Here is a 26,870-nt window from a genome sequence, read left to right on the forward strand (position 1 = left end):
ATGATCAGGGGGGGCTGCCCCCCTTTTCACACCAATCCTTCAAGCACCTGCACAATCCGATCGCGATGCTCCTGCTGCAGCTGCACCTCAGCTTCGAGATCACCGCTGAACATCCCCATCACTGCCGCCTCGATCCGATCACGAGCCACTGCAGGAGACATTGCATCCATCTCCACGCAGACCTCTTGATCAGGCGTGAAGCCATGACGCTCTAAGAATCGCTTAGTGCGGCTGTCGTTCTTGTTGGCACCACGCAACGCAACCTGAGCGCCAAAGTCATCAAGGTCATCACGGGTCACCAGCACCCGCTGCATCGTGATCAGATCAGGGTTGCTCACATGAGATTGAATCTCCTCCAGTGCTGCTCGTGGCCAATCATCACCACTGGGGTCGAAGTCAGCACAGACCAGCAGGTGAATGGCTTGCCCTTCGCAGATGTGCTCGTTCACGCTGAGAGCAACCGACCGCAAGTAACTGGCGGAGCCGTATCCCTTGCAGGCCGCTACATCAACACCAAGCCCGCGAGCATGTTGCATATAGACAGGAATCTGACCCGCCTTCTCGACTAACACCAGTGGCCGTTGATTCTGCTCACGCCAGAAATCAAGCCTGTAAAACCATGGTGCAGTCTCAGCGAAGCCAGCAGGGTTGTTCCAACGACTGACGCCATAACTGGCGCGGGATTCATCAACGATGTAATTCCAAGGCAGCTCGGCTGATTTACGCAGGTCCAGAACGCGACGCTGGACTAGGTCGTAATTAACGGTGCTGCCCATGCTGTCCTTGCTGATGTAATCCAGCAATGCGGAGACCACCGCCTGGTAGTAGAGACCACGGACGGTGAGGGGCTGGAGCTAAGCAGCTAGTCGCAGCAACTCTGTCCTCAGGAGTGCATCCTGATCACGAGAGAGCAGCTTTGGCGATTTGCGGACCATGGGGGTGCAAGGTGACTGTGAAGGGCTTGCCCTTCCTTAGCAGCATACACAACTCCTAGCGTGTAAACACGCAGCAACCGTACGCGTGCATCATTAGCTGGGCTTATTGCAGGCGCACTCTCTCATCACAAGTCTGAGAATTTGTTATTGCTTGCTATGGCAAGACTTGGCAATTTCTCCGTTCCGCCTGCGGAGGGGTTTTAACTCACTTTTACCTCCCTAATTTGAATGAGTAACACGTGCTCCCCAGCTGTAAATGAACTGCATCTCTCCTGCTGAATACAAGCAGCATGAAAAGCAATTTGCTCCACTAGTCCGCGTCAGCAATACCTTCAAGTTGCAGATCGAGACTGATCACGCTCTGCGCGATTTCTCCAAAGCAAGCAAGCAAGATCTCTCGGTCGTGATCAGACACGCTCTTCATGAGTATCTGGAACGTCGTGGCATTAGCCCCACGCAACCTCTCGGCGTTCACTAATCCAAAAGGAAGCCTGCGGTCATAGCTCCCCAGCCATACCCCGCAGACCACCAGCAGAACAGCAGCCAGCACTTAGGCCACTCATGAGAAATCGTACAAGGCAACTCCCGATAACGCACCTGCTGCGCGAATCAATCGCAGATCAGGTGGAGTCGTTAATCCTTTCAAGTCCTGAATGCAGCCGTACGGCTTCATATCAAGTGGATCGATTTGTCCTGGTCGCTGAACGTATTGGATCCGATTACTGATGTCTGAGCTCAAACCTGATCTAAACGCAGCTAAGACATTTCTCGACTTGCTCGGCAAGAACGGTGATGCTCGCTTCCGTGCATTCCCCCATAAGCACACGCCACCAGAAATCAAGAGGCAGCTAAGAGCTCGCAAGATTAACGGTGATAGATCCAGTGATCGTGTCCTGAAAGCTCAGAACGATGGCTTAGGCATTTATCTCGTCATCAATCGCGGTGGCGATGACAAAGCATCCATCACTGAATGCATCGCCTACTTCGCGGAATTCGATGGCACTGCAGAAGCCGATCAGCTCCAGCGTGTAAACGACTCAGGATTGCCAGAACCATCGATCATCAATCGCACTGGTGGTGGCTCCCTCCACTTCTATTGGCTGCTTGATACGCCGATCGCCAATAAAGCTCTCTGGCAGTCCGACATGAAGCGGCTCGCTGGTTATCTCGGCAGCGATAAGTCAGTGAATGACCCATCACGCGTGATGCGGCTGCCTGGATCCCTCTACATGGGACCTGATCAACAACCGATCGCTCTGGTGGAAACCATTCACGTCGGCGATGGCAGGTACACCCGTGAAGACATCATCAATGCGCTGCCAGCTGATCCGACGCCTCTGCTGGAGCAACCATCACCACAACCCGCTAGCGATCGCACTGCTGAACGAGCTCTAGATCAGCTCTATCGCATCCCTTCACGCACTCCTGGCTCCAACACCAGAAATGCATATCTCCGTTTGCTCTGGGGGTTGGCTCACATCCTTGGCCCTGATCGTGCAGGTGCTGCCATGGCTGTTCACTCCCCTGCCTGGGCAGCTGAAGAGGACTTAGTCGAGAAAGCCCGTGAAGCTAACGGCGCCATCACTGACGGCACGTTCTTTGAGGTCGCCAAGAATGATTTCAACGTCACTGATTCAACTGCTGATCAGACCTCAGCCAGAAATGGCAAGTCCTCACAACAGAGCAGCCACGTTGATGACGATGAACCCCTCGAAGAGCTCATTGCTCGCAAGGTCGGTGAACTGCTCGATCTCCGCCTGCTGACGCAAGACACCTGGGCCAAAGAAATGGCACTGATCGCTGAGCTCGGATGGCGTGGCTTGAAGCGACACGACATTGAAGAACGGATGTACGCCGCTCTGGCTAATCGCTGGAAACTAGCCATCAGCCAATCCCATAACAAGAAACGTCGCGGTCGATCACCAAACCAGACCCGTGAAGGAGAACAGCAACAAATGCTCGTTCACGGTTTTCTCCCCTGGAAACGTGATGCAGTTCTCTTCGGTGCTGGTGGTGTCGGCAAGACCACTGCAGCCGTACGGATCGCATGGTCTGCCATTACAGGTGAACCGCTCCTTGATTTCGAAATCCCTGGAGACATCACAGGCAAGGTCCTATTCATTGGCTCTGATGGCGGCACAGGTGCCTACGACATGTGGCAGAACGCCGCTGAAGATCTCGGCATTGCCAACGATCCACGCTGGATTAATGGCTGCACTCATTGGGGTGCTGATGAACACGACGGCATCGGTGCATGGTCTGTCACGCCAGCAGGTCTCCAAGAGCTCAAGACCGAGCTTGAAGAGAACAACTACGCACTGGTCATCATCGATAGCTGGAAAGCTGTCCTGAGCCTTGCTGGCGTTGATTTCGGTATCGGACCTGTCGACACCATCGTTCGATTGATTCAAGCCCTGATCGCTAAACACTGCAGCGGTCTTTATCTCCATCACCCCTCAGGCAATACAAAGGGCAAGGGCATCAGCGGGGCAGGCGGCAACCAGAACATCAATCAGATTCCTTACGCCGTTCATGAGCTCCGCGTTGAACCTGTCTCTGATGACAGAGCCAAATGCGTTCGCTGGATTGCTCACAAGCTTCGTGGATACGTCTCCAGAGAGTTTCTTTATCGACTTGCACCCGATGGCTTTCAGATTGTCGAGGGTGAACTGGTCCGTAACTGCCGCGACGACATCCTGATCACCGTCTCTGACCTTGAGCAGATGGGGACCGCAACCACCAGTTACGCCATTCATAACCTGCTCTCTACGCGTAATGAATCCACTATCAGCAACAACCTCACCAAGCTCCGTCAAGACGGTTTCCTTAAAAAGACAGGCTCTAGCTGGCATCTCACAGCCAAAGGCAAGCGCACTGTTACCGAGCTCACCAAGACACACGTATAGGGGTATATATAAAAAGGAATTAGGAAAATATCTTTATAAAGCATTGCTATTACTAGCTTTCTCTTGTCTCCATCATCGGGAATATCTAGGGATTACGCAGGATTTGTCGGGATTACCTCTGCTTTTTTGGTCACCATTAAGCGCTGCCAATGGTTCTCAGCCGTTTTTTCCCGCATCCCCGCATATACATAGGTATATACCTCCCCCCTACTGAGGCGGATAGAATTCACGCAACGGCTTACAACGTCTTAAATTTTTGAGTAGTACATCAGTTCTTATCAGCAATGCCAGCATCAAGAGCAATACAAAAAGAGACTGAAGCCAAGAGAAATAGGGCCTGGGAGATGCACATAAGCGGGCTACCGCATTACACAATCGCCGCCGAGCTTGGAGTTACATCAGCGAGGGTGACGCAGATGATCCAACAGGCAGCCAAAGCTCATCCAGTGAACAAGCTGAGCATCGAAGAGCGGATGGCGGTCAGCGAGGGTCGATGGCAGTTGGCTGAGGATGCAATCAGAGCGGAGATCCGGAAACAGACGGGCGAGGGCTTTAAGACCACAAGACGGATCACTGACCCTGTTGGCCGTGTTCAGATCGAAGAGACGGTGGAGCACCGTGTTGATCCAGCCCTCCTGCGCGCCTGGAGCACGCACACCGATCGGAGAGCTCGACAGCTTCAGAATCAGTTGTCACCCGATACGAGCGTTCAGGCGGTCAACGTCAACTTGATCAAGGATTTTCTGGGCCAGGGCGATGCACAAGGCAAACTCTCTGCTCAGCAGTGGAACGAGACCCTCGACATCACTCCTGCTGGTTAAGCAGGGGGTCAGTCGCGTCATATAGCTGTCCCAGCTTGTAGTCGTACGGATACAGGGCAGCTAAATAGAGCAAGACCTAGAGCAAAGCTCCGATTTCGCCTGAGCTCACCGCTGCCATTTTGGAAGCCTCAGTGTTACCTACCTCTTACGAGCGGCATGCCCTTCACGCTGTCGATCTAGTTTTTCTCTGACAGCATCACGGATAAATTCAGCCATTTGTTTGCCTAACGGGCGGAGCTCATCATCATCACTCTGATACAGCCGTACGGAAGCAGGTTTACTTGATAAGGGCTCATCTCCCTTTACGGTGAAGTTGAATTCACGTAATTGTTCTGGCTGGCGTTCAGGATCACGACTCATGCGATCAGCGTGTGTACGTGGAACAGTAGCGCCCAATTAACATTAAACAAAGAGAGAGCTCAAGGTGGATAACGGGATACAGCTAAGCCCATGGCAGAGAAAAGTTGCTGGATTACTGCAGAGCGTTGATGAGCTCAACACGCTCGTATTGGCAGGCGGTCGAGGTGGTGGCAAGTCGATCCTGCTTGTGTGGATCATTGTTTATTACATGTTGCTGTATGGAGAGAAGTTCAACGGCGTATTGATCAGGGCTGATCTAGCTGGCTTACAGAAGCTGGAGACACTGCTGATAGAGCAGATCATGCGGATGATGCCTGGCAGCAGGTATCTGAAGGCCAAGAGGCGTTGGACAGCGAGCAATGGAGCGACGTTGCAGCTGATCCATATGGACGGCAACGACGGCTTCAACAAGATCCAGGGTGAGGACTTGAATTTCTGCGGCTGGGACGAGCTGGGGCAGGAAGCGGATCCACATGTGGTGCTGAGGGTGAGATCAAGCATGAGGAGCACAGATCCAACATGTCCGCCGAAGTTCATCGCTACCGCTAACCCGTTGGGTCCTGGATCTTGGTGGATCAGGGATTACATCGTTACCAAGGCAATGCCGAACAGGATCTTCACTTGTGAGTTCTTTGGTGCTCAGCCTGCGGTCTGGATCAAGTCCACTCTCAGGGATAACCCCTATCTCTCCAACCCAGATCAATACGAGAAGGAGTTGAGGGCGAGTTGCTTTGGCGATGAATCCAAGATTGCCGCTGAGGTGCTGGGCGAATGGGGGCAGGTCACTGCTGGCTTCTTTGGCTCTTGCCTGAGCATTGAAAGGTCAATGCTGCCCCGTGATTTTCAGATTCCTTGGTATCCCGACAAGAGCGGATCGTTTACTGAAAAGACCAAGGCACATTGGTGCTGGATTGGTGGTGACTGGGGCACGGCCAGCCCTGCATGCGTCGTGCTGATGTGTCAGATCCAAGAGCCAATAATGGTCGGAGAGCGTCATATCGCCAGAGGTAGTTGGGTCTGCGTGGATGAGGAATACGTCTGTTCGATTCAGCCAGACGGATCAAAGGAATGGAATAGGGGTGATCGCTCATTAACTGCACCGCAGTTTGTGGAGCGAGTGAAAAAGCTCTACATCCGCAATGGATTCACTGATTGGGTGATTCCGCCCCGCAGAGTGATCATGGATTCAGCAGTTACTGCACAGCTGGGTTTCGGCGGTCATAGCGATCCAGTGACACTGAGCACTGAATTTAAGAAGTACGGATGGTAAGTCACAGGCAGCCCTAAGAGTTCAAGGGCTGTGGGGTGGCAGCTGATGAAATTGTTGCTGTATCAGGCAGGCAGTGAAGAGCCTGGTTTGTATATCTCAGAGCGATGCGAGAGCCTCTGGGCGACGTTGCCTTATTGCATCAGTGATGATCGCAATCCTGAGGATATGGAGAAGGCTGCGCCTGATCACTCTGCTGATGCTGTGAGGTATGTATTGACTGCTGCTAATCAAGGCCAGCACAGCTATCGGCAATCACAGCGAAGTGGAGCGCACCCGCTGATGTGGGGCAATGAAGAGAAGCGGAGACGATATGTAGGAGGCGTACGGACGTACAAGCCAATGCCGATTCGTTGAGGGGTCAAAGCAGAGGGCTACCCAAACGGGGGAGACAGGTGGCTGGAAGCGTTGCCCGCCTATGTGGTGATTCAGATCAGTGCTATGACTGCTGAACAGACCTGCTACCCATGTCCCCAGAAGAACTCAAAGACTTCCTCGCCAAAGTCGAAGGCGACACCAGTCTTCAGGAGAAACTAAAAACAGCAAAGTCACCTGTTGAAGTGTCCGGTATTGCGAGAGATCATGGTCATGAATTTGACGGCAAAATTAACGATATAAAAATCACCGAACTCTCTGATGAAGAACTTGAGTCATTTGCTGGAGGATTAAATCCTAGTGATTTATGCATTATTTCCGTTGTGACAGTCGCTGCGACAATGAAAAAGTGCTTGTGTCCATTCGATAGGTGATAAGTGCAAAATTGCATTCTAGACCCGCAACAGTTAAAGGCAGTAACTATCAGATATACATAATTCTGAACATCGTTGCTATAATTGCGAAACAATTCTGATACTCATGTCCGAAGAACAACTAAAGGCATTTCTCTCCAAAGCCAAGGACGACCAGTCCATTCAAGACAAACTAAAAGCAGCAAAGTCACCTGAAGACGTTGTGGGTATTGCTAAAGATCACGGCTTCGAATTCACTGCTGATAAGATTACTGATCTCAGTGAAGAGGAACTAGAAGGCGTGGCTGGAGGGTGTGGGGGAGGTGCAAGCCATTGTTGGAATCAAACTGAACATTGTATAAATACTGGCTGATTTCTGGAGGTATTTGAATAGTCTGATTTCCCCTCGGCTTCAAAATTTACACACTCAAACCCCCTGCTGCCGTAGGGGGTTTTTATTACTTCAACAGTCTGACTAACACCGTAAATCAGCCTTCAATACCTGGCGCGATTGAGTGCTTTAAGTATTAGCTAAAGACACTGCAGCAGACCATTGCTATAAATGCTGAACAGACCTGATATCCATGTCCGAAGAACAACTCAAAGCGTTCCTAGAAAAGGTCAAAGCAGACACCAGCCTTCAGGAGAAACTCAAAGCTGCTGCTGATTCAGACGCAGTTCTTGCGATTGCAAAAGAGGCTGGATTTAATGTTTCTGCTGATGACTTGAAGAACGCTCAATCAGAGATTTACTTGAAGAACGCTCAATCAGAGATTTTTGGACTGACTGAGGAGGAGTTAGAAGGCGCGGCTGGAGGGGCCTGTAGGTACTGCACCGACCGATGCCTCCGCCAGACCCGAGTTGTGGACTGCCTGAGCCTTTGATCATACCCCGAGTTGTGCCTGACAGACCCGAGTTGTTAAAAGCCTACTCATTGCAAAGCCCCTGCCGCCGCATAGGTTTTTATTTCTTCAATCACCCCATACCCACCATCAATCAGACCCAAATAGCATCCGATACCTGGCACCACTGACAACAAAACAGTCAGCGCTTTCACCCGCCCAGTCGCCTAATCCATCCACAAAAAATACAAGGCAGAGCAAATAAAGCCTCAGCATTCTTTAGCCCTACATCTATTCATATCCCCTCAACGCAGCTGCCAAATACTTCGCTCCATGTCGCCATCACGGATGTCATTCGCTCGTCTAAATCTCACCGCCACCTGATGCCACTCCTCTGGAATTTGATTGAGACGCACATCAAAAGAGCAACTCAAAGCCTTCTTAGAAAAGGTCAAAGGCGACACCAGCCTGCAGGAGAAGCTCAAAGCAGCTGCTGATTCAGACGCAGTTCTTGCGATTGCGAAAGAGGCTGGGTTTAAGATTTCTGTTGAAGACTTGAAGAACGCTCAAGTCACAGAGCTTTCAGACGAGGAATTGGAGGGCGCAGCTGGAGGGGATTCTGGAGGGGATTACCTGTCTTATGCAGGCTGCGACACTGGGAGATGTGGCGCCTGTAGCTGGGGCTGCCCAGGGTAATAGGTGGGGGCATCTGCGGATAGCCTACACACCCGCGAAAGCCCCAAGGGGTTTTTATTGGTTCAATCATCCCCAAAAAGTCCATCAATCAGACCCAAATAGCAATCGATACCTGGCACGATTGAGCGAAGTAAGTATTAGCCAAAGACACTGCAGTAGACCGTTGCTATAACCATTAAAGACTCCCGATACTCATGTCCGAATAACAACTGAAGGCATTCATTGCCAAAGTTCAAGCCGATACTTCACTGCAGGAACAGCTCAAAGCAGAAGGAGTTGATATTGTTGCTATTGCAAAGGCTGCAGGCTTCTGCATTACCGCAGATGACTTAAACATTCATCGCCAAAACCTGTCTAATGCAGAGCTTGAGGTTTTAGCTGGGGGACAACCACAAACGGTAACTTACAATTGTGGGCGCTGCGCTTATACGCTAAACACCATTGGCTGCAACCCGGCGTGCGGCGCTAATCCTACGCTTGGCTGTGCTGAACGAACTGAATAGCAGTCTACTTAACACCCTTTAAGCTAATCCCTCAAAAGCTCCTGCAGCGGCAGGTGCTTTTTATCTCTTCAATTACCCAAACAGCCAACAAATTAGCCTTCGATACCTGGCACGATTGAGCCCAGTAAGTATTAGCCAAAGACGCTGCAGCAGACCATTGCTTTAATTATTCAACGGACTTGATACCCATGTCAGAAGAACAGCTCAAGGCTTTCCTTGCCAAAGCCAAGGATGACCAGTCCATTCAAGACAAACTAAAGGCAGCGAAGACTCCTGAAGACGTCGTAAGCATCGCTAAAGAACACGGCCACGAATTCACTGCTGATAAGATCACGGGGTTGACTGAACTCAGTGAAGAGGAGCTGGGAGGCGTGGCTGGTGGACTGGGAGTCATGGGTCATAATCCACTTTGAGGGACCAAATTTCCTGATCGATTTCTATGTAGAAGTGAAGGTAGAGGGGGATTTGCTAATTGGTAGAGGGGGATTATACGGACCGAGGTCGTCTAACAAGGGATTAAATTCACTGCTGTGGGTTGGGATGATTCTGTTATTTGGTGATGGATTCTGAGCCTACTCATCAAACCCCCTGCTGCCGTAGGGGCTTTTTATAACTTCAACAGTCTGACTAATCCCACAAGTCAGCCTTCATTGCCTGGCACGATTGAGCGCAGTAATTGTTAGCCAAAGACGCTGCAGCAGACCTTTGCTATGATTCTTAAGTAACCAACACAAGATCATGCAATGTCTGCTTTAGAGGATCTTTTGAATGCCATAACGACGAATCCTGAACTCAGGAACTCGATTACGGCCGCTACCTCTACGGAGGAAGCTGTGAGAATTGCTGCAGACGCCGGCATTCAAATCAGTGCTGATGACCTTCTCTCAGCATTCCAATCCAAAATGTCTGAACTTTCAGCTGAAGAACTCGAGGCAGTGTCTGGGGGTAAAGTTAATCCAGTGAATTCGCTTAACACAATTGGTTGCGGTATGAAGGGAAACACACAATTGGTTGCCTGTAGCGGAAGGAACTAAACCCCGATTCTTGGAGACTAATTGCGTAGAAGGAAGCTGTGCCAATTCTCGATTCTGAAATTGAACTAAGAACATTAGCTATAATATCCGTAAAATAAAATCTATTGAATGCGTTGCAACAACCAAGGGGTTTTAGAGATCCAATACTATTAATCGTTGGAAGTACCGTAAGATTGCCGCTGGTAACGACATTCAAATAAGTGCTGATAATCTACTCATGGCATTGAGTTGAAATAGCAAAACAAAGAACAAGAAACTAAAGGAAGTTTCTGGTGGCGTGAATTCGACTAGTAAAAGCCTGAAACAACGTATTAATCAATAAACCCTACAAGCTAATAATATACACTAATAACCACGACTGCTGACTAACAACATATTTACCAAAAGCCAATGGTTGTAGAGGCTTTTCATTGCATCAATAGCCTGACTAATCTCACAAATCAGCCTTCAATATCTGGCACGATTGAGCGCAGTTGAGCAGAGATAGATAAAACCGACTTTTTAGAATGGGGTTGTAAATGGGACATTGCAGCCCACATGAAATTCACACCAAAGCAGATTCAATTGTTGAATCGCGCTTGCAAGATGGCAGGCATTGATTCAAGCAAGATCAGCCCGACTAATCCATTCGAGAAGAGTGGATCTACTGCGGGAATGTTGCAGGCAGCGATTGCAGAATTAGATCCAGCGCAGGCTGCTAGGTGGCGCGTTGCTACTGGTGGATCGCTGAGTGTGGCGACGATGGCGGAGCTGCAGGGTGGTGAGGAGCTAAGTGCTGCGGCGCAGGCTGATCTGTGGGCGCATGATCCTGAATTTGTTGCTGAGTTTCAGCAGCAGTGAGAGAAGGGGCTTGAGGCACAGATGAAGGCATTGGAGCGCGGTGCTGAAGAGAAGCGTTTTCAGAACACGCTTCTGCAGGCCGGTGGTGATGAGCGCCAGGCGAAGCGAATGATTGCAGCGCAGGACGCAGAGCAAGCCGCTCGTGAACAGCAACGTCAGGGAGTGATGAGCTGATGTTGGAAGAACTGCAAGCAAAGCCCCAGCGTCCACAGGTTGAGGAGCAGGTGAAGCAGGCGGAGCAACGGAGCTTCGATCGTGCTTACAAGCAGACGAGAAAGGAGATTGCGGCGGCTGAAGGTGCTGCTGCCGGTGCTGCTGCTGCATCGTCAGGGCAACCACCTGCAGGAGCGGTGGAGAGAGCTAGAGCAAGGGCGTTGGGACAGGAGGAGGCACCTGCTGAACCTGCGGTGCTCGGCACTCCAGCTGCTGCTGCACCAGCTGCCCCTAGCGGTCGGTTTATTCAGGGTGCTGATGGTCAGCGTTATCCCGAGGAGTTCTTCGATCTCACTCCAGCGGATCAGCGCCGATTTAAGGAGTTGATGGCTGAGAAGGAGCAGGGCATCAGCGATCAAAACACCATCGCGACGATTGCTAATGGCCTGTTGGATCAGCACGAGGTGTTGATGAAACGGGTGCTGCTGCTGGAGAAAGGCGCTGCTGAGAAGGATTCATTGATCGTCGGGCTGACGCGCCTGGTTGAGCAGCAGAACAACGCGATTGAGGTTGCCAAGAGCCAGGCGTTACTGGAGCAGGAGGCGGGGATCTCGCAGCAGGTGATGAACCTGTCAGCGATCAGGGCAGAGGCTGGTCAGGAGGCTGAGCAACATCAGCGAGAGCGTGAGCAGGCTGCAGCGCAGCATCGTGAGCAGCTCGAAGCACAAGCGACCGCGATTGATGCGCTGTCGGGTTCAGTGACGAGCACCACGTTCTCGATGGAGGAACGGGGCAACGCAGTTGAGGCGCAGCTGGTGGCAGGTGAAACCCGTCAGCAGAAGCTCGACGTGGCCATTCAGGAGCTGGAGGGCAAAACCGACGCTTGGACCGATCCGATCACCAGAGCAGAGGTCAACACCATGGCCACTGATGCGGTGGCAGAGCAGTGGAGGGCACAGCTGCCAGCGCTGGTGGATGCGGTTGCTGAAGAGCTAATGATCCAGTTCCCTGATGGCGTTCACGGCCAGCGGCGAGACAGTGAATACGTGCGCAGTCAGAAGCGTGACGCAGCACGGCTAGCTGATCAGCAGCAGGGGATCAGCTGATGGCTGATCACGAGGCAAGGTGTCGTTCGGCCTGCTGCGCTGCACCTGAACCCGTCTTGGACGTGGTGGATCCACCTGAAGTTGTCGTCATGCCTGGGGGCGGTGATGACATGAGGTCGCCCGTCGACACTGCTGCTGGTGGGGGCACCAGCGGCTTAATTCGTCCGTCTCTCTGGGAGCTGCTGACCGACACCGCCGATGAAGTTGCGATGCGAACCCAGATGACGCTGCTGATGGATCAGCTGGAAGAAAGCGCGCCATATCGCCGAGGGCAGGTGGCTGCATCACTCGAAGCGCTGCGCAATGCCTTGGAAAAGGCATCACACACAGCCGATGGAGACGAGGAAGTGTCCATGCCGGTCGGGACAGTCGTGATCATTGCTCACTGTCTCCTCAGGCATCAGCCGTAAACAGAAGGCTCGTTATGTCAACGACAAAACGGACCGATTGGCAAGAGCCTCTCCGATCCCACTTGGATTGCAGCGAAAACTTCTCCCGTTCGACGATCAAGGCTGATGTCGATAGCCCTGTCGGACTCTCGGGCTCTCCAGCCCACCCATCTCCAGACCCCGTTTTTAAATGTGGCCGGGCTGGTGTCCTTGTAACCGTCGGCATCCCAAATTTGAGTGATTCGACCATTCACTTCATCGATATACAAAGTCGAACTGGCGTACTCGACTTGAGGGTTTTCGCAGCGGAGCTTCAACTTCTCGGCGTTGGCGGGACTAACAACAGTTGCAAACACCGCAGCTGTAAGAACAGCAATGGACCTCATAGCTCGGGGACGGATGTGCAATGAGTCAACTCCATCTGACGTGGAAGCCGTACGGGTGGAGTTAGAGCAAACCCCCAGAGAGCCCGCAAATTTGCTCTAAATCTTGCTCTAAGTGGTTTTTATGTCTTTTCAAAAAGCTTCGCTGTGACTGCTATTTAGCCTGAATGCATTGCTGCATTGCTGCATGGCATGCAGGGGGTCAGGAGTTCGAGTCTCCTTGGCTCCACTGAATTTTCTAAGTTTATAACTGGCTTCTTTGTTGGCATGAGTTTTTATTCACCTGTTCTGATATATCCGGATCTAGCCAGATAGTGTAATTTTGCACATGTGTTTGCACTACCAATGCTCCCCTGCATGGCGCAGGGATTGAATGCAAAGTGCCCAAGACCAACGCCAAAGCGAACGCCTGGGTTTTTGACCTGCGCCGTCAAATCAAGCGCGAACACGGTGCGGACTGGAAGGTCCAAGAGCAAAGTGGCAGGGCCAGTTCTTGTTCGGCATGACGCCACGATGGCGAAACAGCAGTAGCTACTTCTGCTCATGGGGCGTCAGAGGTTCAGCACCACAGACCACATGAGAACGAGATCGCTCGTCTTCATTGCTGCGATTTGGTTGATGGTGGTTCCGATCCGATCAAGCGGTTGCTGAACTAATCGGTAGCCGCAAAAAGCAGCTCCAACTCTCCAATTCCGCAGTTACAGCCGTTCCGCTCGCCATCACATGGCTCCATGTTGGGATGCCCCTTGGCACAGGACTTAGAGCAGAAATGCTGCCCGCCAACCCTGATTGATCGCGATTCTTCAACGCTGCGCTTGCAAAGTGAGCAGTCGCATAAAAGTAAAACTGCAGTCATCACACAATTCTCGGTAACAACTCATCCTGTCTATTGCATTCAGGGCGTCATTTCTTTGGCGGCTAACCGAACACTCAATATCGATCTATCGAAACTGATTCTCAGCAGCAGACCCGCGCTCTTGAATGTGATTCTCAAAAGCATATCTGGGGCTCCTGAATGTGATTCTAAAAAGCATATTTTGATCGCTTAATGTTCGGTTTTTACGCATATCTTTCGCTGTTTTGTGATGTAGAACTGATGCATCCCTCCCAGAGGAAAGCAAAATGACAGCTTCACAAATCCAAGCCCCCATCAATGTCCCCACCGGTCCTGCAGGCCGTGCCATGGCCGAGCCCATGTCGGCTGAAATGCTCGATCTGATGGAAGCCCATCTCAACCTTGAGCGTCAGTCAGCTGCTGATTACTTGGCTGCTGCGATCTGGTTTGCTGAGCGTGAGCTGACCGGCTTTGCCGAACATCTGCGTGATGAAGCCAAGCAAGAAGAGCAGCATGCTGCCAAGTTTGCTGACTATCTGATCAGCAGAGGCCAGCGCCCTGTGCTCGACACGATCGAACCACCTCGTCAGCAGTGGACTGGCGTGGAGCAGGTGATCGCCAATGTCTTCCGCATGGAGTCTGATGTGACCGCCTCGGTGCTGCAGCTTTACGGCACCGCAGAAAAGGACATTGACCGCCGCAGCCCCGCCAAGTGCGGGGCTTTTTATTGCACTGGAGTCATGGCGTCACCAGATCCTGAACGAGCTAAACCCAGTCAAGAACTATGTTCTGAGCCATTCACAAGATGCTCACCAGAACCTATTGGGGTCTGCACCAGAGCTGTGTAGTGGGGTTCACCAGAAGGACTGTGATCTTGAAGGAGTCGAGGGCGCAACACCCCTAAACATGCACTCCTAAAACCATGACGACTTCAGCACCCCGCCTCGATCGCTTCCTTTCGGTCTACAAAATGTCGATGAAGTCAAAGCTGTCGATCATTGCCTCAGTGGCAACTGTCATCACTTTTTCGGGATTAGCGGTCTATTCAAGCCCAGATCGATTTGAACCAGCAACAGAGCTTGCAAACAAGCAACGGGGGATGGAGTTTCAATCAGCTGGACATTGCAATGACTTGAAAAACCCTGTTGTATGCCCTTGGATCATGAAATGAAAGGCTTATTCAAGAACTTACAACAAAGTTCCCGCAATTAAATGGGCTTTTTATTTCTTGAACTACGACCTAAATCCCATAAATAAGCCTCCAATAGGTGACGACTTCGTTGTCATGCCTGGCACAATTGATCACAACGATTTTTAGCCAAATGCGTCGCAGAGCTGAATTCCTAGCGCATAGCGAGTCACGTTCTCGACCAGCAACAGGATGATGTTGGCGTGAGCAGCCAGACGCTGAAATCTGGGATGAGTTTTGCCAGGGGTGCTTCAGGTCGTCGGCCGAATGGGTGCAGCATGTACGCGAAGGCCTGCTGCTCCTGAAGAGCAAGACACCTTCAGCTTCCATAGCAGCCGTGGCTGACCGACTGGAGGATCTTGAGCAGTGGCTGGAACTGCTCGAGGGCAGGCAGAAATCGACGGCCTAGGAAGCACCTGATTCTGCTCTGGGCATCCGGGGCAAAAAACCGGTGAATTTGCTCCCGTAGAACCCGTCCGAAAAGGTCCTGAAACCGAACCTCAGAGGACGGTTGGCCCACTTCCATGTGTGATCGAGCGGGCATAGACCGAGCAGGTCCCACTCGGAGACACTCATGACAGCAACCACATTTCAAGCACCCACCGGTCTGGTGACACACGATCTGGAAGGACACGACAACGTCTATGCCATGGAGACCCCGATGGAAATCGCCGGACCTGATGCCGGCTGGGGATTCCATGAACGCGCCGAGAAGCTGAACGGTCGGCTGGCCATGCTCGGCTTCGTTGCAGCGATTGCAACGGAGCTGATCAGCGGCGAAGGCTTGCTTCACACCATTGGCCTTTAACCGGAGACATCCATGACAACTGCAACCCTTCTGGCTGATGAGCGTTATTGGCAGGACCTTGCCGCCGCTCAGATGCGCCGCGAGCGCATGGCGAAAGCTGAATTACTGAATGGAAGGCTGGCGATGCTTGGCTTTTTTGCCCTTATCGGCACCGAAGCACTGCTGCATCAAGGACTGCTAACAGCACTTGGCATTTGCCTTTGAGCGGAGACACCCATGCCATCAGCTGGAGGCTGAGGCTGCCGCAACCAAGCCAGTTCCAGCTGATGGCGTGTCATCTCCACTGAATCATTCGGTTCTCCCCTCTGGCGACTACTTCGCCACCGACTTTTGATGAATACAGAACAACTTTGAGGCAGAGCTATGTGGTGGGACAGCGATTGGGCTCATGTCATTGAACTGTTAACGGTCATCAGTTCACTTGCGCTTGCGGCTTATCAAAACAAGGATCGAAGTCATCATGGAGATGAGCTTTGACATCTCTGGGATCAACAGGGGGCAGCGTGGGGCTGTTGGCACGTCAGAGGAGGTGATTTCGTCGTCTTGCAATTCAGAGATAAGAACCGTCTTCCCTGACTTCATCCCCTTTGCCAACGAATCCGGGTCTGAATCAAGACTGCTATGGCCTTCTGGTAAGCCATCCCATTCACGCTGAGCGGTCGACATCTCCACTGGAACAGCAGCTGGTCCACCCGCTATAAGGTCAATGACTGGACGATCTCTACGATCACCATCGACACCCTTCAGCTCTTCCTCGCTGAGTTCTTGCTTGCTGGACGTTTACTTTTCCTGCTTCTCAGTCATCAGCTTCTCCGGTGAGTAACAGCTTCAAGGGTTAGGAGATTCCTCGTCATACATCGGTATGGCCACGGCTGCTAAGTCCACCCCACCACTCACATTCTTTAGTTCTGATTCGCTGAGTTCTGGCACATCTTCACATCCACAACCGGCACCTTCGACACCCTTTAACGCTTCCTTGCTGAGCTCCGCTTACGTTCTTTCTTTTTGTCTTGGTCTTCGATCATCAGCCTCTCCAGGACTTCCCCAGTGGTAGCAGTTATCTCGGGTCTGTTGGCACCAGCTTCCACTGAGCGCCATCAGAGATCTCTGGGCCAATCTTCATGTTCGCCGGCTCTGAAAACACCACTCGCCAATCGGCCACGTGACAGGCGCCCTAATCAGCTTTTCGACCCGGGCCCTACCGGGCAGTAACCGGCTTCCGTACCCACAAGAGCTCCAGTGAACGCCTTCATTGATGCATCTCTGAACCATACCCAGCAGCGTGCAATGGGTTGGGTGGTGGACTGCTGAGCAGGCATCGGGCGTCAACCTATGGGTACGGACGTTCAGTGCGTTTTAGCGAGAGGTCTTGATCTTGCAGCCGACTCGGTCTCAAGCGATTAAGCGCCGCGGGGCGCTGGTCCATCAAGCATGCGCAAACGAAACTGATTCTCAGCAGCAGATTTGCACTGCTGAATGTGATTCTCAAAAGCATATTTGGGGTTCTTGAATGTGATTCTCAAAAGCATATTTTGATCCACTAATGTTCGGTTTTTACGCATATCTTTCGCTGTTTTGTGATGTAGAACTGATGCATCCCTCCCAGAGGACAACGCAATGACAAATTCCGCCACCCAGGCCACCATCACCATTCCCGTCGGCCCTGCAGGCCGTGCCATGGCCGAACCCATGTCCAGCGAACTGCTCGACCTGATGGAAGCCCATCTCAACCTTGAGCGTCAGTCAGCTGCTGATTACTTGGCTGCTGCGATCTGGTTTGCTGAACGTGAACTGACCGGCTTTGCCGAGCATCTCCGCGATGAGGCCAAGCAGGAGCAGGAGCACGCCGCCAAGTTTGCTGACTATCTGATCTCCAGAGGTCAGCGCCCTGTGCTCGACACGATCGAACCACCCCGCCAGCAATGGCCTGATGTGGAGCAGGTGATCGCCAATGTCTTCCGTATGGAAGCTGATGTGACCGCCTCGGTGCTGCAGCTTTACGGCACTGCTGAAAAGGACATTGACCGCCGCACAACCGTGTTCCTCGATCCCATCGTTGACGGCCAGCGTCTCTCTGAGCACGAGGCCGCTTACCTGCTGGGCCGCGTCAAGTTCGCTGCCGGCAACCCTGCTGCTGTGATGATCATCGACGCCGAACTGAGGGAAGGCGAAGCCGAGCCTGCCAAACTCGAAGGCTGATCAATCGTTCAGCTCAAAGCCCAACCTGCCAATCCAGTGCACCATCCCTGCAGCCCCGCCAAGTGCGGGGCTTTTGATGACTTGGGAACGTCGATATGACCGGTGCACTGCTTGAAAGAATTTGAGATGCATGTCGTTGCCATCAGCTGTGTCGCGGTGTGTTCGACAGATGATCAAGCCATTACAGCAAAGCATGACTTCCAACGATGGCTTTGATTGCTCGCTAACGCAGCGTCATTCCGAACAACGGCCGAGCACTCGTCGATCACAATGTCCTGATGCACGGCGAGGTTGATTTCACACGAGTAATCGTTTTCATACCATCAACCGCTTATGAAAACTCGCCCAGCCTTGAACAGCAGAATGACTTCAAAATAATTGTGTCAATGAATCGAAGCATCATAATCGTCGAAGAAGACGTGCATAATTTCGAATGCGATCAATTCCTGAGTTGCCATAGACCCAACTCCCGCATGTGCATTGAATCGTTGTATTGGACGGTCAGTGACAAGCGTGGAAAACTAATTATGAGATATTGATCAGGTCGCAATAGCTAATCAGAAAATAATCTAAACTTAGATTTAATGATTCAATTGAGATGAATCCAAATAATCGTCAGATTTTCAGCGGGGTAAGCCTGTTGCCTTGAGCAATTCAAGCGCAAGGCCTTCTGCCTCCTTCGGCCAAATGGCGGTATCAAAATATAGCCTGGCAAGTTGGATGTTGTAATTTTGAATGGCGTTGATTTCTACCTGAATTGCTCTTTGATACAATCCAACTAACTGGTTGATGGTAGTTACATCCGAAACACCTGCGTTTAATCGTGCCATTGAAGCGATATAGCTTATTCTTGCTGACTGAGCCGCCGCATCAGAAGAAATGTATTTTAGTCGATTAGACTTCAGAGCATTGATGCTTGTTCTGACACTTGCAATCAGTTCATCACGAATATCTTTGGCCTTAAATTCTGCGGATTTTGATTGGGCGAAATCACTGCTTGCCAGGGCATCATTGACGCCTCCCTGATAAAAACGCCAATTGAAAAAAATGCCTGCAGAGATGTCATATGAAGCATTATTATTAAACGTGAAATTTCGTCTTGTCTCAGATGAATTGCTGCTTGCATTGGAAGATCCTGAGGCGAAAGTCTTTTTATAAGAATCTGATGAGTTGTTCTCTAGACTAGCTCTAGACTTTAGAGAGAAACTAGGCAGTGTTTGGTTGATTTGAGCAATGCCTCGAGAATTGAATTCTTTGGCGTTCTCTAAAGCTTCTAGTATTCGATCATTATTCAATTGAGCTAAGTCAATCGATTCTTTTAATCCAAAGATCCATTCACCAGCAAATTGATTTTCTCCTTCTGTCAGTATGAGAGGTTCACCAGGCAAAGAAACAAGTTTCGCAAGTTTGTTTGATAACGCATAGTAACGTTCTATATATTGCGTTAAATCTGACAGGGTACTGAAAAATTGAGCATGGGCTTGGCCTACCTCTCCTAGATGTGTTAGACCAGCACCAAAGCGAGAATCGTTTAACAGGACTATATTTTTATAAGATTCAGCGATGATTTCATAAGAATTTATCAGTTCTTGTGTAGCGAGAAGTTGATAGTAGATATCCTGAATATCAAAAATAAGTCGTCGTGAAGCTAAGTAAAAACCATATCTCTGCTTACTGTAATTAGAAGTTGCTGCATTGATCTTGGGTTGCCGACTAAAATCAAGAAATGTCCAACTTAGTTCTCCTATTAAGCTTTGAGGATATGAGGATGTGCTGCCCGAGGTTCTTGTATAGCCTCGTTTGCTTGGCGATAAATTAAGCTGCTTTACACGTGTAATTTCATTTGTAGTTCTATTCTTTACACTCGAATCACCTGTTATGCCAGCAGTCGGATTCCAAGAGCGAGATTCAGCAATTAATCTATCCCGACTTGCTTTTAATAATTCAATTTCAGATTTTAAACTTGGATTGTTAGCAAAGGCAACTGATATACATTCATCTAGACTAAGGGTTGTTGATTGATTGGGATCAATAGATGTAGCCTTAAAATCTTCGATAATACTCAGGAGTCCCTGATCGTCAAGAGCTTTCAGCTCTTTTATATAGTGACCTACCGGCATTTCAATGGGATTAAGATCATCTTGTGTGATTTTTTGAGCTTTTGCAGGATAACAAGTTGTCGGGAGGAGCAATAGAGTCAGCAAAGTCACTCTTACATAAGAGGCTCTTCTTTTCAACATAGTGAAGAAAAAGATCTTCATTTGAACCATACTTTGAGTGAATTTAATCATCTTTTAACCGCCCTCATTGTCATGCATGATTTTCGAAAAATATGAAGAGTTTTCCAAACATTCTTCAAATGAACCAGAATATTCGACGCTCCCTCCATTGAGAATGATCATGTGATCACAATCACGAATGGCGGTTAGTCGATGGGCGATGACAATGCGCGTAATGCCGATCTCTTTGAGATTCCCAATGATGACTTTTTGTGAATAATTATCCAATGCAGATGTTGATTCGTCTTCAATCAACATTGATGGCCGCCTCAAAAGAGCACGCGCAATACTAAGTCGTTGTCTTTGCCCCCCGGAGATATTTGTAGCACCTTCGGATAAAATTGTTTCTAGCTTCATTGGTAATGATTGAATTTCTTCTTCAAGATTAACCATTTTAAGTGTCTCCCATATTTGCTCATCTGGTGTCAATAATCCAGAAGTCAAAGCATCCCTAATTGAGGACACCGATAGAGCTGTAGATTGCAGGACTGTGCCTATTTGAGACCTTAGGTTTTTAATATCCAGTTCATTGATCTCACGACCATCAATAAAAATACTACCACTTTGAATGGGATAAAATCCTAAAATTATTGAAACAACAGTCGATTTCCCGCAACCACTAGCCCCAAAGATGACATTAAATTTGCCGGGATAAAGTTTAAATGATGCATCTGAAAGCACGTATCGGTCTGAATCTGGATAGGCAAAATAAACATTTTTGAATTCAATTAAGCCTTTAAGCTCAATACGCTCCAATTGGGAATTCAACCCTGGCTCAGGACCTTGACGAATCAAAGGAATAGACCGTTCAAAATCAACCAGGGACCTACCTAGAATATTATTAAATAGCTCTACAAGTTCAATAAATTTGGCCGCAAAATTAGAAAATGCGTTTTGGAAGACGATAAAAGTTGATGTACTTAGTACGACTTCGTCAATATTTTTTGCATTGAGCAAACGGTAAATGAGTACACCGTAGATCAACGACAGCCCAAAATTATCTAAAAATTTTGAAATGATCCGATTGTAATCAGAAAATATGCTAACTTTAAAGCTTAACGATGAGACAGAGAAAATATACTGTGACCACCTATTTAAAATGGTTTTCTCTTTCCCATTGGTTCGAATTTGTGCAATGTTATTGATAGATTGAAGTGACTCATCAAAAAAGTCGGCCTTGCGTTCTACAAGTTTACGCTCATACATAAGCCGCCTTCGAAATAGTATTGTTTGTACAATTGCCGCTATTAATATGAATAATAGGGCTGGAATACTTAAATAAAGATCATAATAAAGCATCATGCCGATAAATCCAATGAGAGATATCAGGCCGATCACAGATGAAAGAGCTGATGACGAGAGTGACCTAAGAATATTATTAACTGACATCGCTCTTGACGAGAGATCTCCTGTTTTATATTGATCAAGAAAATAAACTGGATATGAGAGGATTCTGTGGTAAAGGGGGATTTGAATCCTGAGATTTAATTTTTGATTGAATCTGAGTAAATAGAATGACTGGATCCATCTAAGTGCGGTTGAGTATAATGCAATCAGTATCGAAATAATAAAAGTTGAGATAATCCACTTGAGATTACCGCTCGGGACAACATCACCAACGACACGAGCCGTGATAATCGGCCCCAATAATGCGAATGCTGTGACCAGAATTGATAGTAATAATGCTCTGGTTAAGTCTGGGCGAATTGCAGGGAATGAAAATTTAATTAACTTCCAAAATGTATCTAGTGATTCTGGAAATACAGGGTAGATTTCATAGACAGAGTTAGAGAAACTATTTGCCGATAAATTAATTGCAATGCTGGTATTATCTTGTGCACTATATGCATATACTTTGGATCCTCTAGAATAAATAATCAGGGCAGTCGAATCATGCTCGCGAATACAAACGATAGGTATTTGTTCGTATTTTGACCTGTCTTGATTCATTGAAGACAGCCTGAAATAAAATCCATTTGAAGTCAATAAGTCTTCAAGACTGCCTCTCAATTGAACAGGTGTTTTAGAATCTAATCCACTAATGTCGCGCAATTTATTGATTAAATTTTCGCTTTCATAATTAGCACTTTGCCCATCAGTGATTGTCGCTCCGATTGATGTTGCGATATCAAGTGTTAGAAGAGAGCGTATTGCTCCTGAAGTATGTTGCAAGCTTGTTTTTGATGGTTTTGAATTTTTCACGATTCTTCAGCATCTACAAGAGACTTGAACAAGGAATGATCTTTTGACATTAAATCAGTAGGTCTTCCCGACTCAATTATTTCTCCTTCATCGAGCACAATCACTTGATCGCTTAGCTTTGCGATTAATAACCTGTGCGCAACTGAAATAATTGTCTTATCAAGCGCTTTGATGTTAGTGATGACACGCTTCTCAGTAGATATATCAAGAGCACTTGTTGCTTCGTCGAGGAAGAGTATCTGGGGATCTTTTAGCAGTGCTCTCGTAATCTCAAGACGTTGTAATTCTCCTCCGCTAAGACCAATTCCCTGGTTTCCCAGCATTGTGGAATATCCCTGGGGTAACTCCATTGCAACTTCATCAAAACATGCTAATTTTGCAATTTCACGAACCTTCTCGAGCTTATGCTGATCATCATAAAGCGTTAGATTATCATAGATTGTTCCACTAAAGATGCTTTGCTCTTGAGAAACATAAGCAAATGATTGGCGGATTGATTTATCTTCAATTGACAACCAATCAGAGCCGTCATAAAGGATTTGTCCTTCTGTAGGAGTGTAGAGACCAACCAGATTTTTGATTAATGTTGACTTACCAGATCCGCTCGGTCCGACAATACTGAAAAGCTCTCCAGCATCAATTTCAAAACTTAGATCTTTCAATACGTTTTGCGAGAGCGGTGAAAAGCTCTGGGTCAGATGGCTGACGCTGATACGTTTAGGGAAAGTCTTGATTAACGAATCAACATTATTGCTCGATTCGTTTTTGGATATTTCATTAATAACGGAAGGTCCAAAATATACTTTTTCATCATCAAGAGATCTCACTTTTTTGTCATTACTAACCAGACGTAAATCCTGAAGCCTACCAAGTTCGGCTTCAGCCCTCTGCAATTGATCAATGATTGTTGAAACACCCAGCAAAGGTCCTGTGATTTCCGATCGGAGAACCTGAAAGGCCATGAAACCGGCCAGGTTCATTGAACCTTTCATGACTAAATAGCCTGAGAATGCAATAGTTCCATAGTTGTAGAGAGAATCAAGTAGGTTTGATAAAAAGCTAAATCCATTCATTTTTTCTTGCACTTCTTGTGACTTTCTTAGAATAGGTGTGTAATATTTCTGGTATAGGGATAGATAATTTTGCTCTAGTCCAGATGCTTTGATCGTACGAGTATCGTTCAGCATTCTCACTGTGACACCACTGACCTTACCGGTTTCTATTTGAATTGAGCGATTTGAATCGATCATTATTTGCGACGCAATACCTGCTATTACAATACTTATTCCGATGTAAAATAGAGACACTAATGTTAACTGCCAGGAAATTAAAGCCAAAAATGGGATTAGCAAGACTGCACCACCAACACCAAGCAGGAACACTAAAAATTGGTTGATTATAGTGTTTGAAATGCTTTCGGATAGATTGAGTCTGCTAGCAACATCTCCGATAAACCGACTCGTAAAAAAATTGTAGTCAACTGAAAGAATTTTAAATGATATCTCTACTGCAAAGCGTCTTTGAATGGCCAGTGCTATTCGCCTCACAATTGTCAGCTCTACTGCTGTTAGGCATCCAGCTAGAAGTACAATAAATATTGAAAGCCAGAGAATAGGTAATCCAATTTCATAGCGCTGATCGCCTAAAAATGTCTGTACGAATGCTCCAGATAAGCCAGGTGAAGCCAACGTGGTTACCAGCAATGCTGTTGCAATGAGCAGTAACAGAAAGATGGCAGTCTTATATTTAGAAAGAACAGCGATAAATCTGACGATCTCACGTTCAGGCTGTCCAGATCTTTTAAAGCTAGTTGTTTTGTTAAATTGAAGAAGTATGCCTGAGAAACTTTCTTCAAGTTGTGAGAGTCTAACCCTATATTTACCACCTGCAGGGTCGGCAATATGAACAACGTTTCCATTGGCCGATTCAAAGACCAAAAAATGATTGTAGTTCCACCATGCTAAACAGGGAAACTGTATTTTTCCTTCAACGATATCTTTGACTGTTGGTTTTTGAGCTTTCACCTCCAATCCATAATGCATCGCTGCTTTTTTTATATTGAGCATGTTGCTTCCATCTCGACTTACTCCGCACTGATAGCGCAGCTCTGATAGCGATACATACTTTCTAAAGTATCTAAGTATCATCGATAGTGATGCTGCTCCGCATTCCACCATTTCATATTGAAGTACTAACGGAACCCGAGGTCTTCTAAATTTATTGATGATCATATTATTCATTCTTGATTCAGGTTAAAGCGGATCAATTTGTTTGGAGCTGCAAGACCTGTAAACTCTTTGACAGCTGGTATCAGCATCTCGATAGGTGTTCTCATGCGTGTTGTTATTTGACTCGCCAGTAAAAACCCTTCTCTTGGAGCGATTGGAGGATTACTTCTATTGTTCCAAACATATCCTCCTGTATTATCCTTAGATGAACCTAAGAGTTTCTTGTAGTTGGGTTCTTTGCTTGATGCTTTAATGCGAAGGTCATCAAGATCTCGTTTTAATAATTTTACATTGACTTGATAGGCGCTTCCGCGTGGACTGACGATTGCTGCAAGACCTTGTGAATTAAGGCGAGTCGATAAAGTTGCAGTTGTGAATGGAATAGGTTCAAGTGAGGCGATCTGCCCCTTGATCCCTCCCACTTCAGATGCACTGAAGCCAAGTGGTGTCAGGATGACTTCCTGCCCAATTTCGACTTCTGTAGCAGCCTTCTGATCAACAAAAACTGGAACGATGCTTGGTTCTGCAACTTTGGACCAACTGACCGTCATGATTTCTGCCCCTGCATTCACAAAGTCCCATTGTGAAGTCGCGAATGACTGCACATAAGCCTCGTCGAATGCAAAAATCACTGAATCCCTTATAAATTCAGACAAAGCATCAATAAGACTGGCTTGATTCTTTTTGATATCAAGCTGCACGTCTTGAAGTTTAGATGTGTAGTCGGTTACGCCGATCCGCGAGCGTGTTGCTTCCGCCAGTGCGTTATTGAACTCGACCCGTGAGGCAAAACCTTCTTCGACAAGATTGTTTAACGGATCGATTAAGCCTTTTTTGGCTGTTTCAACATTCCGGCTTAACTCTAGTGATTCTTTGTGGATTGCTATAAGATTTTTATAATTACTGATCGATTGTTGAAGCTTCATCAGATTATTTCTAAGAGCTTGCCGGGCCGCTGGTTTGTCAATAATCGCAATTACATCGCCGTCTTCCATCTTGACGGTATAGTCCCCACCGCTTTCCACGCCACCACTGAATTGACTGGCTGGCATTCGCGTTGTTTGCAAGACTTTTAGGTAGTCAAGGATTTGTTGAGTTAGATCGACAGAATCTTCGTAACTATTGCCTTTTCCCTCGCTGATGAATTGATATGCTTTTTTAGACCATTCGGGTACCGAATACTTGATTTGGGCAGATTTTTCATTGTAGACAAATGGTAATAGGATCCTGCCAGACGATGGGGATTTATACGTGAATAAACCGTCAACTGGGGCTAAAATTCCCAGTCCAGACACTTTGACCGGAATCGGTGCCAGAAATGCCCATGCAGCTGTAAATCCCGCCAGCCCAATAAAGATCAAGCTTGCGATTTTTGTGGGAGAATTGAGAATCGATACATTAACAATACCTTTGGCCTTAGATTGTTCTAGTTCATTTTTCATCTGATTTCGGCTGCTTCTCTAGGGGATAGCTCTTTTCCTTTCGTGCGCTTTATCGCAGGAACAATCTCTACGCCTACAAGCCTGATCTGTTCTCCAAGCTTCAAGCTGAGCATTTATAAAGAATAGATTTGCATGATGCTACCGAGCTGATTAGCCCAAGTCAACCAATTGTTTTGGATCTTGCACCTCCCTCCGTGTGCATGATTTGCTATTGGTTAACGATTTGATTGCTTTTGCCGTGAGGCCAGTTTTCATGATTGATGGCCTCTCTTTGAACCGTTTGATGCCTGGAGTCCCTGTCCTTTTGTCCTTCATCCTGCCAGCCTTGATGTATTCTTTCTTTGCTGTCGCTTGGCACGGGTTTATCAGTTGCTGATCAATGGTCTTGAGTTCATTGAAAACACAATTGAGTGCCCACCGTCACACCAATCAATGTCATCATACTGGCACTGAATGATTCATCACTGAAGCATTGATTTGCTGTATGTTGTCTCAAGTGAGGCCTTGAAGATCTCCGTTTTGTGATTCCCTACCTCTGGTCATGAGGAATTAGTTTGATGTTCCTTCTGCTGCAAGCTGGACCTTCAATCGCATCAGTCTTGCATCACGACTAGCAAAGGTTTGAACCTTAGCCTCACTTTTTTGATTATCGAACATAGACTTTTATGGAATTTCATACTTTTTTCGTGCCTTCACCATCGATTGATTCGCCTGATTGAATGCCA

30 protein-coding genes are annotated in these 26,870 nt (G+C 48.1%); 19 read left to right on the forward strand and 11 right to left on the reverse strand.

The genetic code is table 11. From position 1 onward, the window contains the following. Positions 1-26: 26 nt before the first annotated feature. Positions 27-815, reverse strand: a complete 789-nt coding sequence (locus tag SynBIOSE41_RS04615) for a hypothetical protein (protein WP_186539787.1) — start codon at positions 813-815, stop codon at positions 27-29. Between the two features lie 430 nt (positions 816-1,245). Continuing rightward, the gene (locus SynBIOSE41_RS04620) at positions 1,246-1,485 is read right to left on the reverse strand and encodes a hypothetical protein (protein ID WP_186539788.1); all 240 of its coding nucleotides are present in this window, start codon (positions 1,483-1,485) and stop codon (positions 1,246-1,248) included. 175 nt (positions 1,486-1,660) lie between these two features. On the opposite strand from SynBIOSE41_RS04620, the gene SynBIOSE41_RS04625 reads away from it, so the two are divergent. Both SynBIOSE41_RS04625 and SynBIOSE41_RS04630 read left to right on the forward strand, forming a co-directional pair. After that, on the forward strand, positions 1,661-3,841 hold the full coding sequence (locus SynBIOSE41_RS04625) for an AAA family ATPase (RefSeq protein WP_186539789.1): 2,181 nt from the start codon (positions 1,661-1,663) through the stop codon (positions 3,839-3,841). Positions 3,842-4,287: 446 nt separating this feature from the next. Next, entirely contained in the window at positions 4,288-4,662 is a 375-nt protein-coding gene (locus tag SynBIOSE41_RS04630; RefSeq protein ID WP_255475949.1) for a hypothetical protein, read from the forward strand. A gap of 138 nt (positions 4,663-4,800) precedes the next feature. Here the strand turns inward: SynBIOSE41_RS04630 and SynBIOSE41_RS04635 are convergent, their stop codons facing one another. Then, a complete protein-coding gene (locus tag SynBIOSE41_RS04635) occupies positions 4,801-5,022 on the reverse strand; it encodes a hypothetical protein (protein WP_066907134.1) in 222 nt (73 codons plus the stop codon). Between the two features lie 64 nt (positions 5,023-5,086). On the opposite strand from SynBIOSE41_RS04635, the gene SynBIOSE41_RS04640 reads away from it, so the two are divergent. From SynBIOSE41_RS04640 to SynBIOSE41_RS04655, 4 genes are all read left to right on the forward strand, one after another. Further along, on the forward strand, positions 5,087-6,292 hold the full coding sequence (locus SynBIOSE41_RS04640; RefSeq protein ID WP_255475950.1) for a hypothetical protein: 1,206 nt from the start codon (positions 5,087-5,089) through the stop codon (positions 6,290-6,292). 464 nt (positions 6,293-6,756) lie between these two features. Next, positions 6,757-7,038 carry a Nif11-like leader peptide family natural product precursor gene (locus tag SynBIOSE41_RS04645; protein WP_186539790.1) on the forward strand — a complete coding sequence of 94 codons (282 nt, stop codon included), beginning with the start codon at positions 6,757-6,759 and terminating at the stop codon, positions 7,036-7,038. Between the two features lie 106 nt (positions 7,039-7,144). Next, on the forward strand, positions 7,145-7,390 hold the full coding sequence (locus SynBIOSE41_RS04650; RefSeq protein ID WP_186539791.1) for a Nif11-like leader peptide family natural product precursor: 246 nt from the start codon (positions 7,145-7,147) through the stop codon (positions 7,388-7,390). Positions 7,391-7,601: 211 nt separating this feature from the next. Next, complete coding sequence (locus SynBIOSE41_RS04655) at positions 7,602-7,901, forward strand: Nif11-like leader peptide family natural product precursor (RefSeq protein ID WP_186539793.1); 300 nt, start codon at positions 7,602-7,604, stop codon at positions 7,899-7,901. 47 nt (positions 7,902-7,948) lie between these two features. Here SynBIOSE41_RS04655 and SynBIOSE41_RS17995 read toward each other — a convergent pair whose 3' ends face one another. Next, entirely contained in the window at positions 7,949-8,074 is a 126-nt protein-coding gene (locus tag SynBIOSE41_RS17995; RefSeq protein ID WP_255475951.1) for a hypothetical protein, read from the reverse strand. A gap of 190 nt (positions 8,075-8,264) precedes the next feature. On the opposite strand from SynBIOSE41_RS17995, the gene SynBIOSE41_RS04660 reads away from it, so the two are divergent. The 8 genes from SynBIOSE41_RS04660 (at position 8,265) to SynBIOSE41_RS04695 (ending at position 12,601) form a co-directional block, all read left to right on the forward strand. Then, the gene (locus SynBIOSE41_RS04660) at positions 8,265-8,555 is read left to right on the forward strand and encodes a Nif11-like leader peptide family natural product precursor (protein ID WP_186539794.1); all 291 of its coding nucleotides are present in this window, start codon (positions 8,265-8,267) and stop codon (positions 8,553-8,555) included. 209 nt (positions 8,556-8,764) lie between these two features. Further along, positions 8,765-9,058 (forward strand): Nif11-like leader peptide family natural product precursor, encoded by a 294-nt coding sequence (locus SynBIOSE41_RS04665; RefSeq protein WP_255476026.1) that lies wholly within the window; start codon positions 8,765-8,767, stop codon positions 9,056-9,058. Between the two features lie 188 nt (positions 9,059-9,246). After that, positions 9,247-9,471 (forward strand): Nif11-like leader peptide family natural product precursor, encoded by a 225-nt coding sequence (locus tag SynBIOSE41_RS04670; protein WP_186539796.1) that lies wholly within the window; start codon positions 9,247-9,249, stop codon positions 9,469-9,471. Between the two features lie 330 nt (positions 9,472-9,801). Beyond that, complete coding sequence (locus tag SynBIOSE41_RS04675; RefSeq protein ID WP_186539797.1) at positions 9,802-10,092, forward strand: Nif11-like leader peptide family RiPP precursor; 291 nt, start codon at positions 9,802-9,804, stop codon at positions 10,090-10,092. A gap of 585 nt (positions 10,093-10,677) precedes the next feature. Next, positions 10,678-10,932 carry a hypothetical protein gene (locus tag SynBIOSE41_RS04680; RefSeq protein WP_186539799.1) on the forward strand — a complete coding sequence of 85 codons (255 nt, stop codon included), beginning with the start codon at positions 10,678-10,680 and terminating at the stop codon, positions 10,930-10,932. Between the two features lie 21 nt (positions 10,933-10,953). Next, positions 10,954-11,106: a hypothetical protein gene (locus tag SynBIOSE41_RS04685; protein ID WP_186539801.1), complete on the forward strand. Its 153-nt coding sequence runs from the start codon at positions 10,954-10,956 to the stop codon at positions 11,104-11,106. After that, the gene (locus SynBIOSE41_RS04690; protein ID WP_186539802.1) at positions 11,106-12,191 is read left to right on the forward strand and encodes a hypothetical protein; all 1,086 of its coding nucleotides are present in this window, start codon (positions 11,106-11,108) and stop codon (positions 12,189-12,191) included. Before SynBIOSE41_RS04685 ends, SynBIOSE41_RS04690 begins: the two co-directional genes overlap by 1 nt. Beyond that, positions 12,191-12,601, forward strand: coding sequence for a hypothetical protein (locus tag SynBIOSE41_RS04695; RefSeq protein ID WP_186539803.1), 411 nt, complete (start codon positions 12,191-12,193; stop codon positions 12,599-12,601). Before SynBIOSE41_RS04690 ends, SynBIOSE41_RS04695 begins: the two co-directional genes overlap by 1 nt. Before the next feature lie 1,014 nt (positions 12,602-13,615). On the opposite strand, the gene SynBIOSE41_RS18300 is transcribed toward SynBIOSE41_RS04695, so the two are convergent. Beyond that, positions 13,616-13,819 (reverse strand): hypothetical protein, encoded by a 204-nt coding sequence (locus SynBIOSE41_RS18300; RefSeq protein WP_074159389.1) that lies wholly within the window; start codon positions 13,817-13,819, stop codon positions 13,616-13,618. 266 nt (positions 13,820-14,085) lie between these two features. Here SynBIOSE41_RS18300 and SynBIOSE41_RS04705 point away from each other — a divergent pair, with 266 nt between their 5' ends. The 4 genes from SynBIOSE41_RS04705 (at position 14,086) to SynBIOSE41_RS04720 (ending at position 15,999) form a co-directional block, all read left to right on the forward strand. After that, complete coding sequence (locus SynBIOSE41_RS04705) at positions 14,086-14,646, forward strand: ferritin (protein ID WP_186539804.1); 561 nt, start codon at positions 14,086-14,088, stop codon at positions 14,644-14,646. 74 nt (positions 14,647-14,720) lie between these two features. Beyond that, positions 14,721-14,969 (forward strand): hypothetical protein, encoded by a 249-nt coding sequence (locus SynBIOSE41_RS04710; protein WP_186539805.1) that lies wholly within the window; start codon positions 14,721-14,723, stop codon positions 14,967-14,969. Between the two features lie 592 nt (positions 14,970-15,561). Continuing rightward, the gene (locus SynBIOSE41_RS04715) at positions 15,562-15,795 is read left to right on the forward strand and encodes a chlorophyll a/b-binding protein (RefSeq protein ID WP_186539806.1); all 234 of its coding nucleotides are present in this window, start codon (positions 15,562-15,564) and stop codon (positions 15,793-15,795) included. Between the two features lie 12 nt (positions 15,796-15,807). Further along, positions 15,808-15,999 carry a chlorophyll a/b-binding protein gene (locus SynBIOSE41_RS04720; RefSeq protein ID WP_186539807.1) on the forward strand — a complete coding sequence of 64 codons (192 nt, stop codon included), beginning with the start codon at positions 15,808-15,810 and terminating at the stop codon, positions 15,997-15,999. Between the two features lie 213 nt (positions 16,000-16,212). Here SynBIOSE41_RS04720 and SynBIOSE41_RS04725 read toward each other — a convergent pair whose 3' ends face one another. Both SynBIOSE41_RS04725 and SynBIOSE41_RS18305 read right to left on the reverse strand, forming a co-directional pair. Then, positions 16,213-16,461, reverse strand: a complete 249-nt coding sequence (locus SynBIOSE41_RS04725) for a hypothetical protein (protein WP_186539808.1) — start codon at positions 16,459-16,461, stop codon at positions 16,213-16,215. Between the two features lie 162 nt (positions 16,462-16,623). Next, positions 16,624-16,725: a bacteriocin gene (locus tag SynBIOSE41_RS18305; protein ID WP_186539809.1), complete on the reverse strand. Its 102-nt coding sequence runs from the start codon at positions 16,723-16,725 to the stop codon at positions 16,624-16,626. Positions 16,726-17,412: 687 nt separating this feature from the next. On the opposite strand from SynBIOSE41_RS18305, the gene SynBIOSE41_RS04735 reads away from it, so the two are divergent. After that, positions 17,413-17,994: a ferritin gene (locus SynBIOSE41_RS04735; protein WP_186539810.1), complete on the forward strand. Its 582-nt coding sequence runs from the start codon at positions 17,413-17,415 to the stop codon at positions 17,992-17,994. 623 nt (positions 17,995-18,617) lie between these two features. Here the strand turns inward: SynBIOSE41_RS04735 and SynBIOSE41_RS04740 are convergent. Genes SynBIOSE41_RS04740 through SynBIOSE41_RS04755 form a run of 4 tightly spaced genes read right to left on the reverse strand, consistent with a single transcriptional unit; the run spans position 18,618 to position 26,145 of the window. Next, positions 18,618-20,285 carry a TolC family protein gene (locus SynBIOSE41_RS04740; RefSeq protein ID WP_186539811.1) on the reverse strand — a complete coding sequence of 556 codons (1,668 nt, stop codon included), beginning with the start codon at positions 20,283-20,285 and terminating at the stop codon, positions 18,618-18,620. Positions 20,286-20,288: 3 nt separating this feature from the next. Beyond that, on the reverse strand, positions 20,289-22,475 hold the full coding sequence (locus SynBIOSE41_RS04745) for a peptidase domain-containing ABC transporter (protein WP_186539812.1): 2,187 nt from the start codon (positions 22,473-22,475) through the stop codon (positions 20,289-20,291). Next, a complete protein-coding gene (locus tag SynBIOSE41_RS04750) occupies positions 22,472-24,715 on the reverse strand; it encodes a peptidase domain-containing ABC transporter (protein ID WP_186539813.1) in 2,244 nt (747 codons plus the stop codon). Before SynBIOSE41_RS04750 ends, SynBIOSE41_RS04745 begins: the two co-directional genes overlap by 4 nt. Next, on the reverse strand, positions 24,712-26,145 hold the full coding sequence (locus SynBIOSE41_RS04755; protein WP_186539814.1) for a hypothetical protein: 1,434 nt from the start codon (positions 26,143-26,145) through the stop codon (positions 24,712-24,714). Before SynBIOSE41_RS04755 ends, SynBIOSE41_RS04750 begins: the two co-directional genes overlap by 4 nt. Between the last annotated feature and the right edge of the window lie 725 nt (positions 26,146-26,870).

Origin of the sequence: Synechococcus sp. BIOS-E4-1 (assembly GCF_014279995.1) — a bacterium.
In the GTDB taxonomy this organism is placed as follows: Bacteria; Cyanobacteriota; Cyanobacteriia; order PCC-6307; family Cyanobiaceae; genus Synechococcus_C.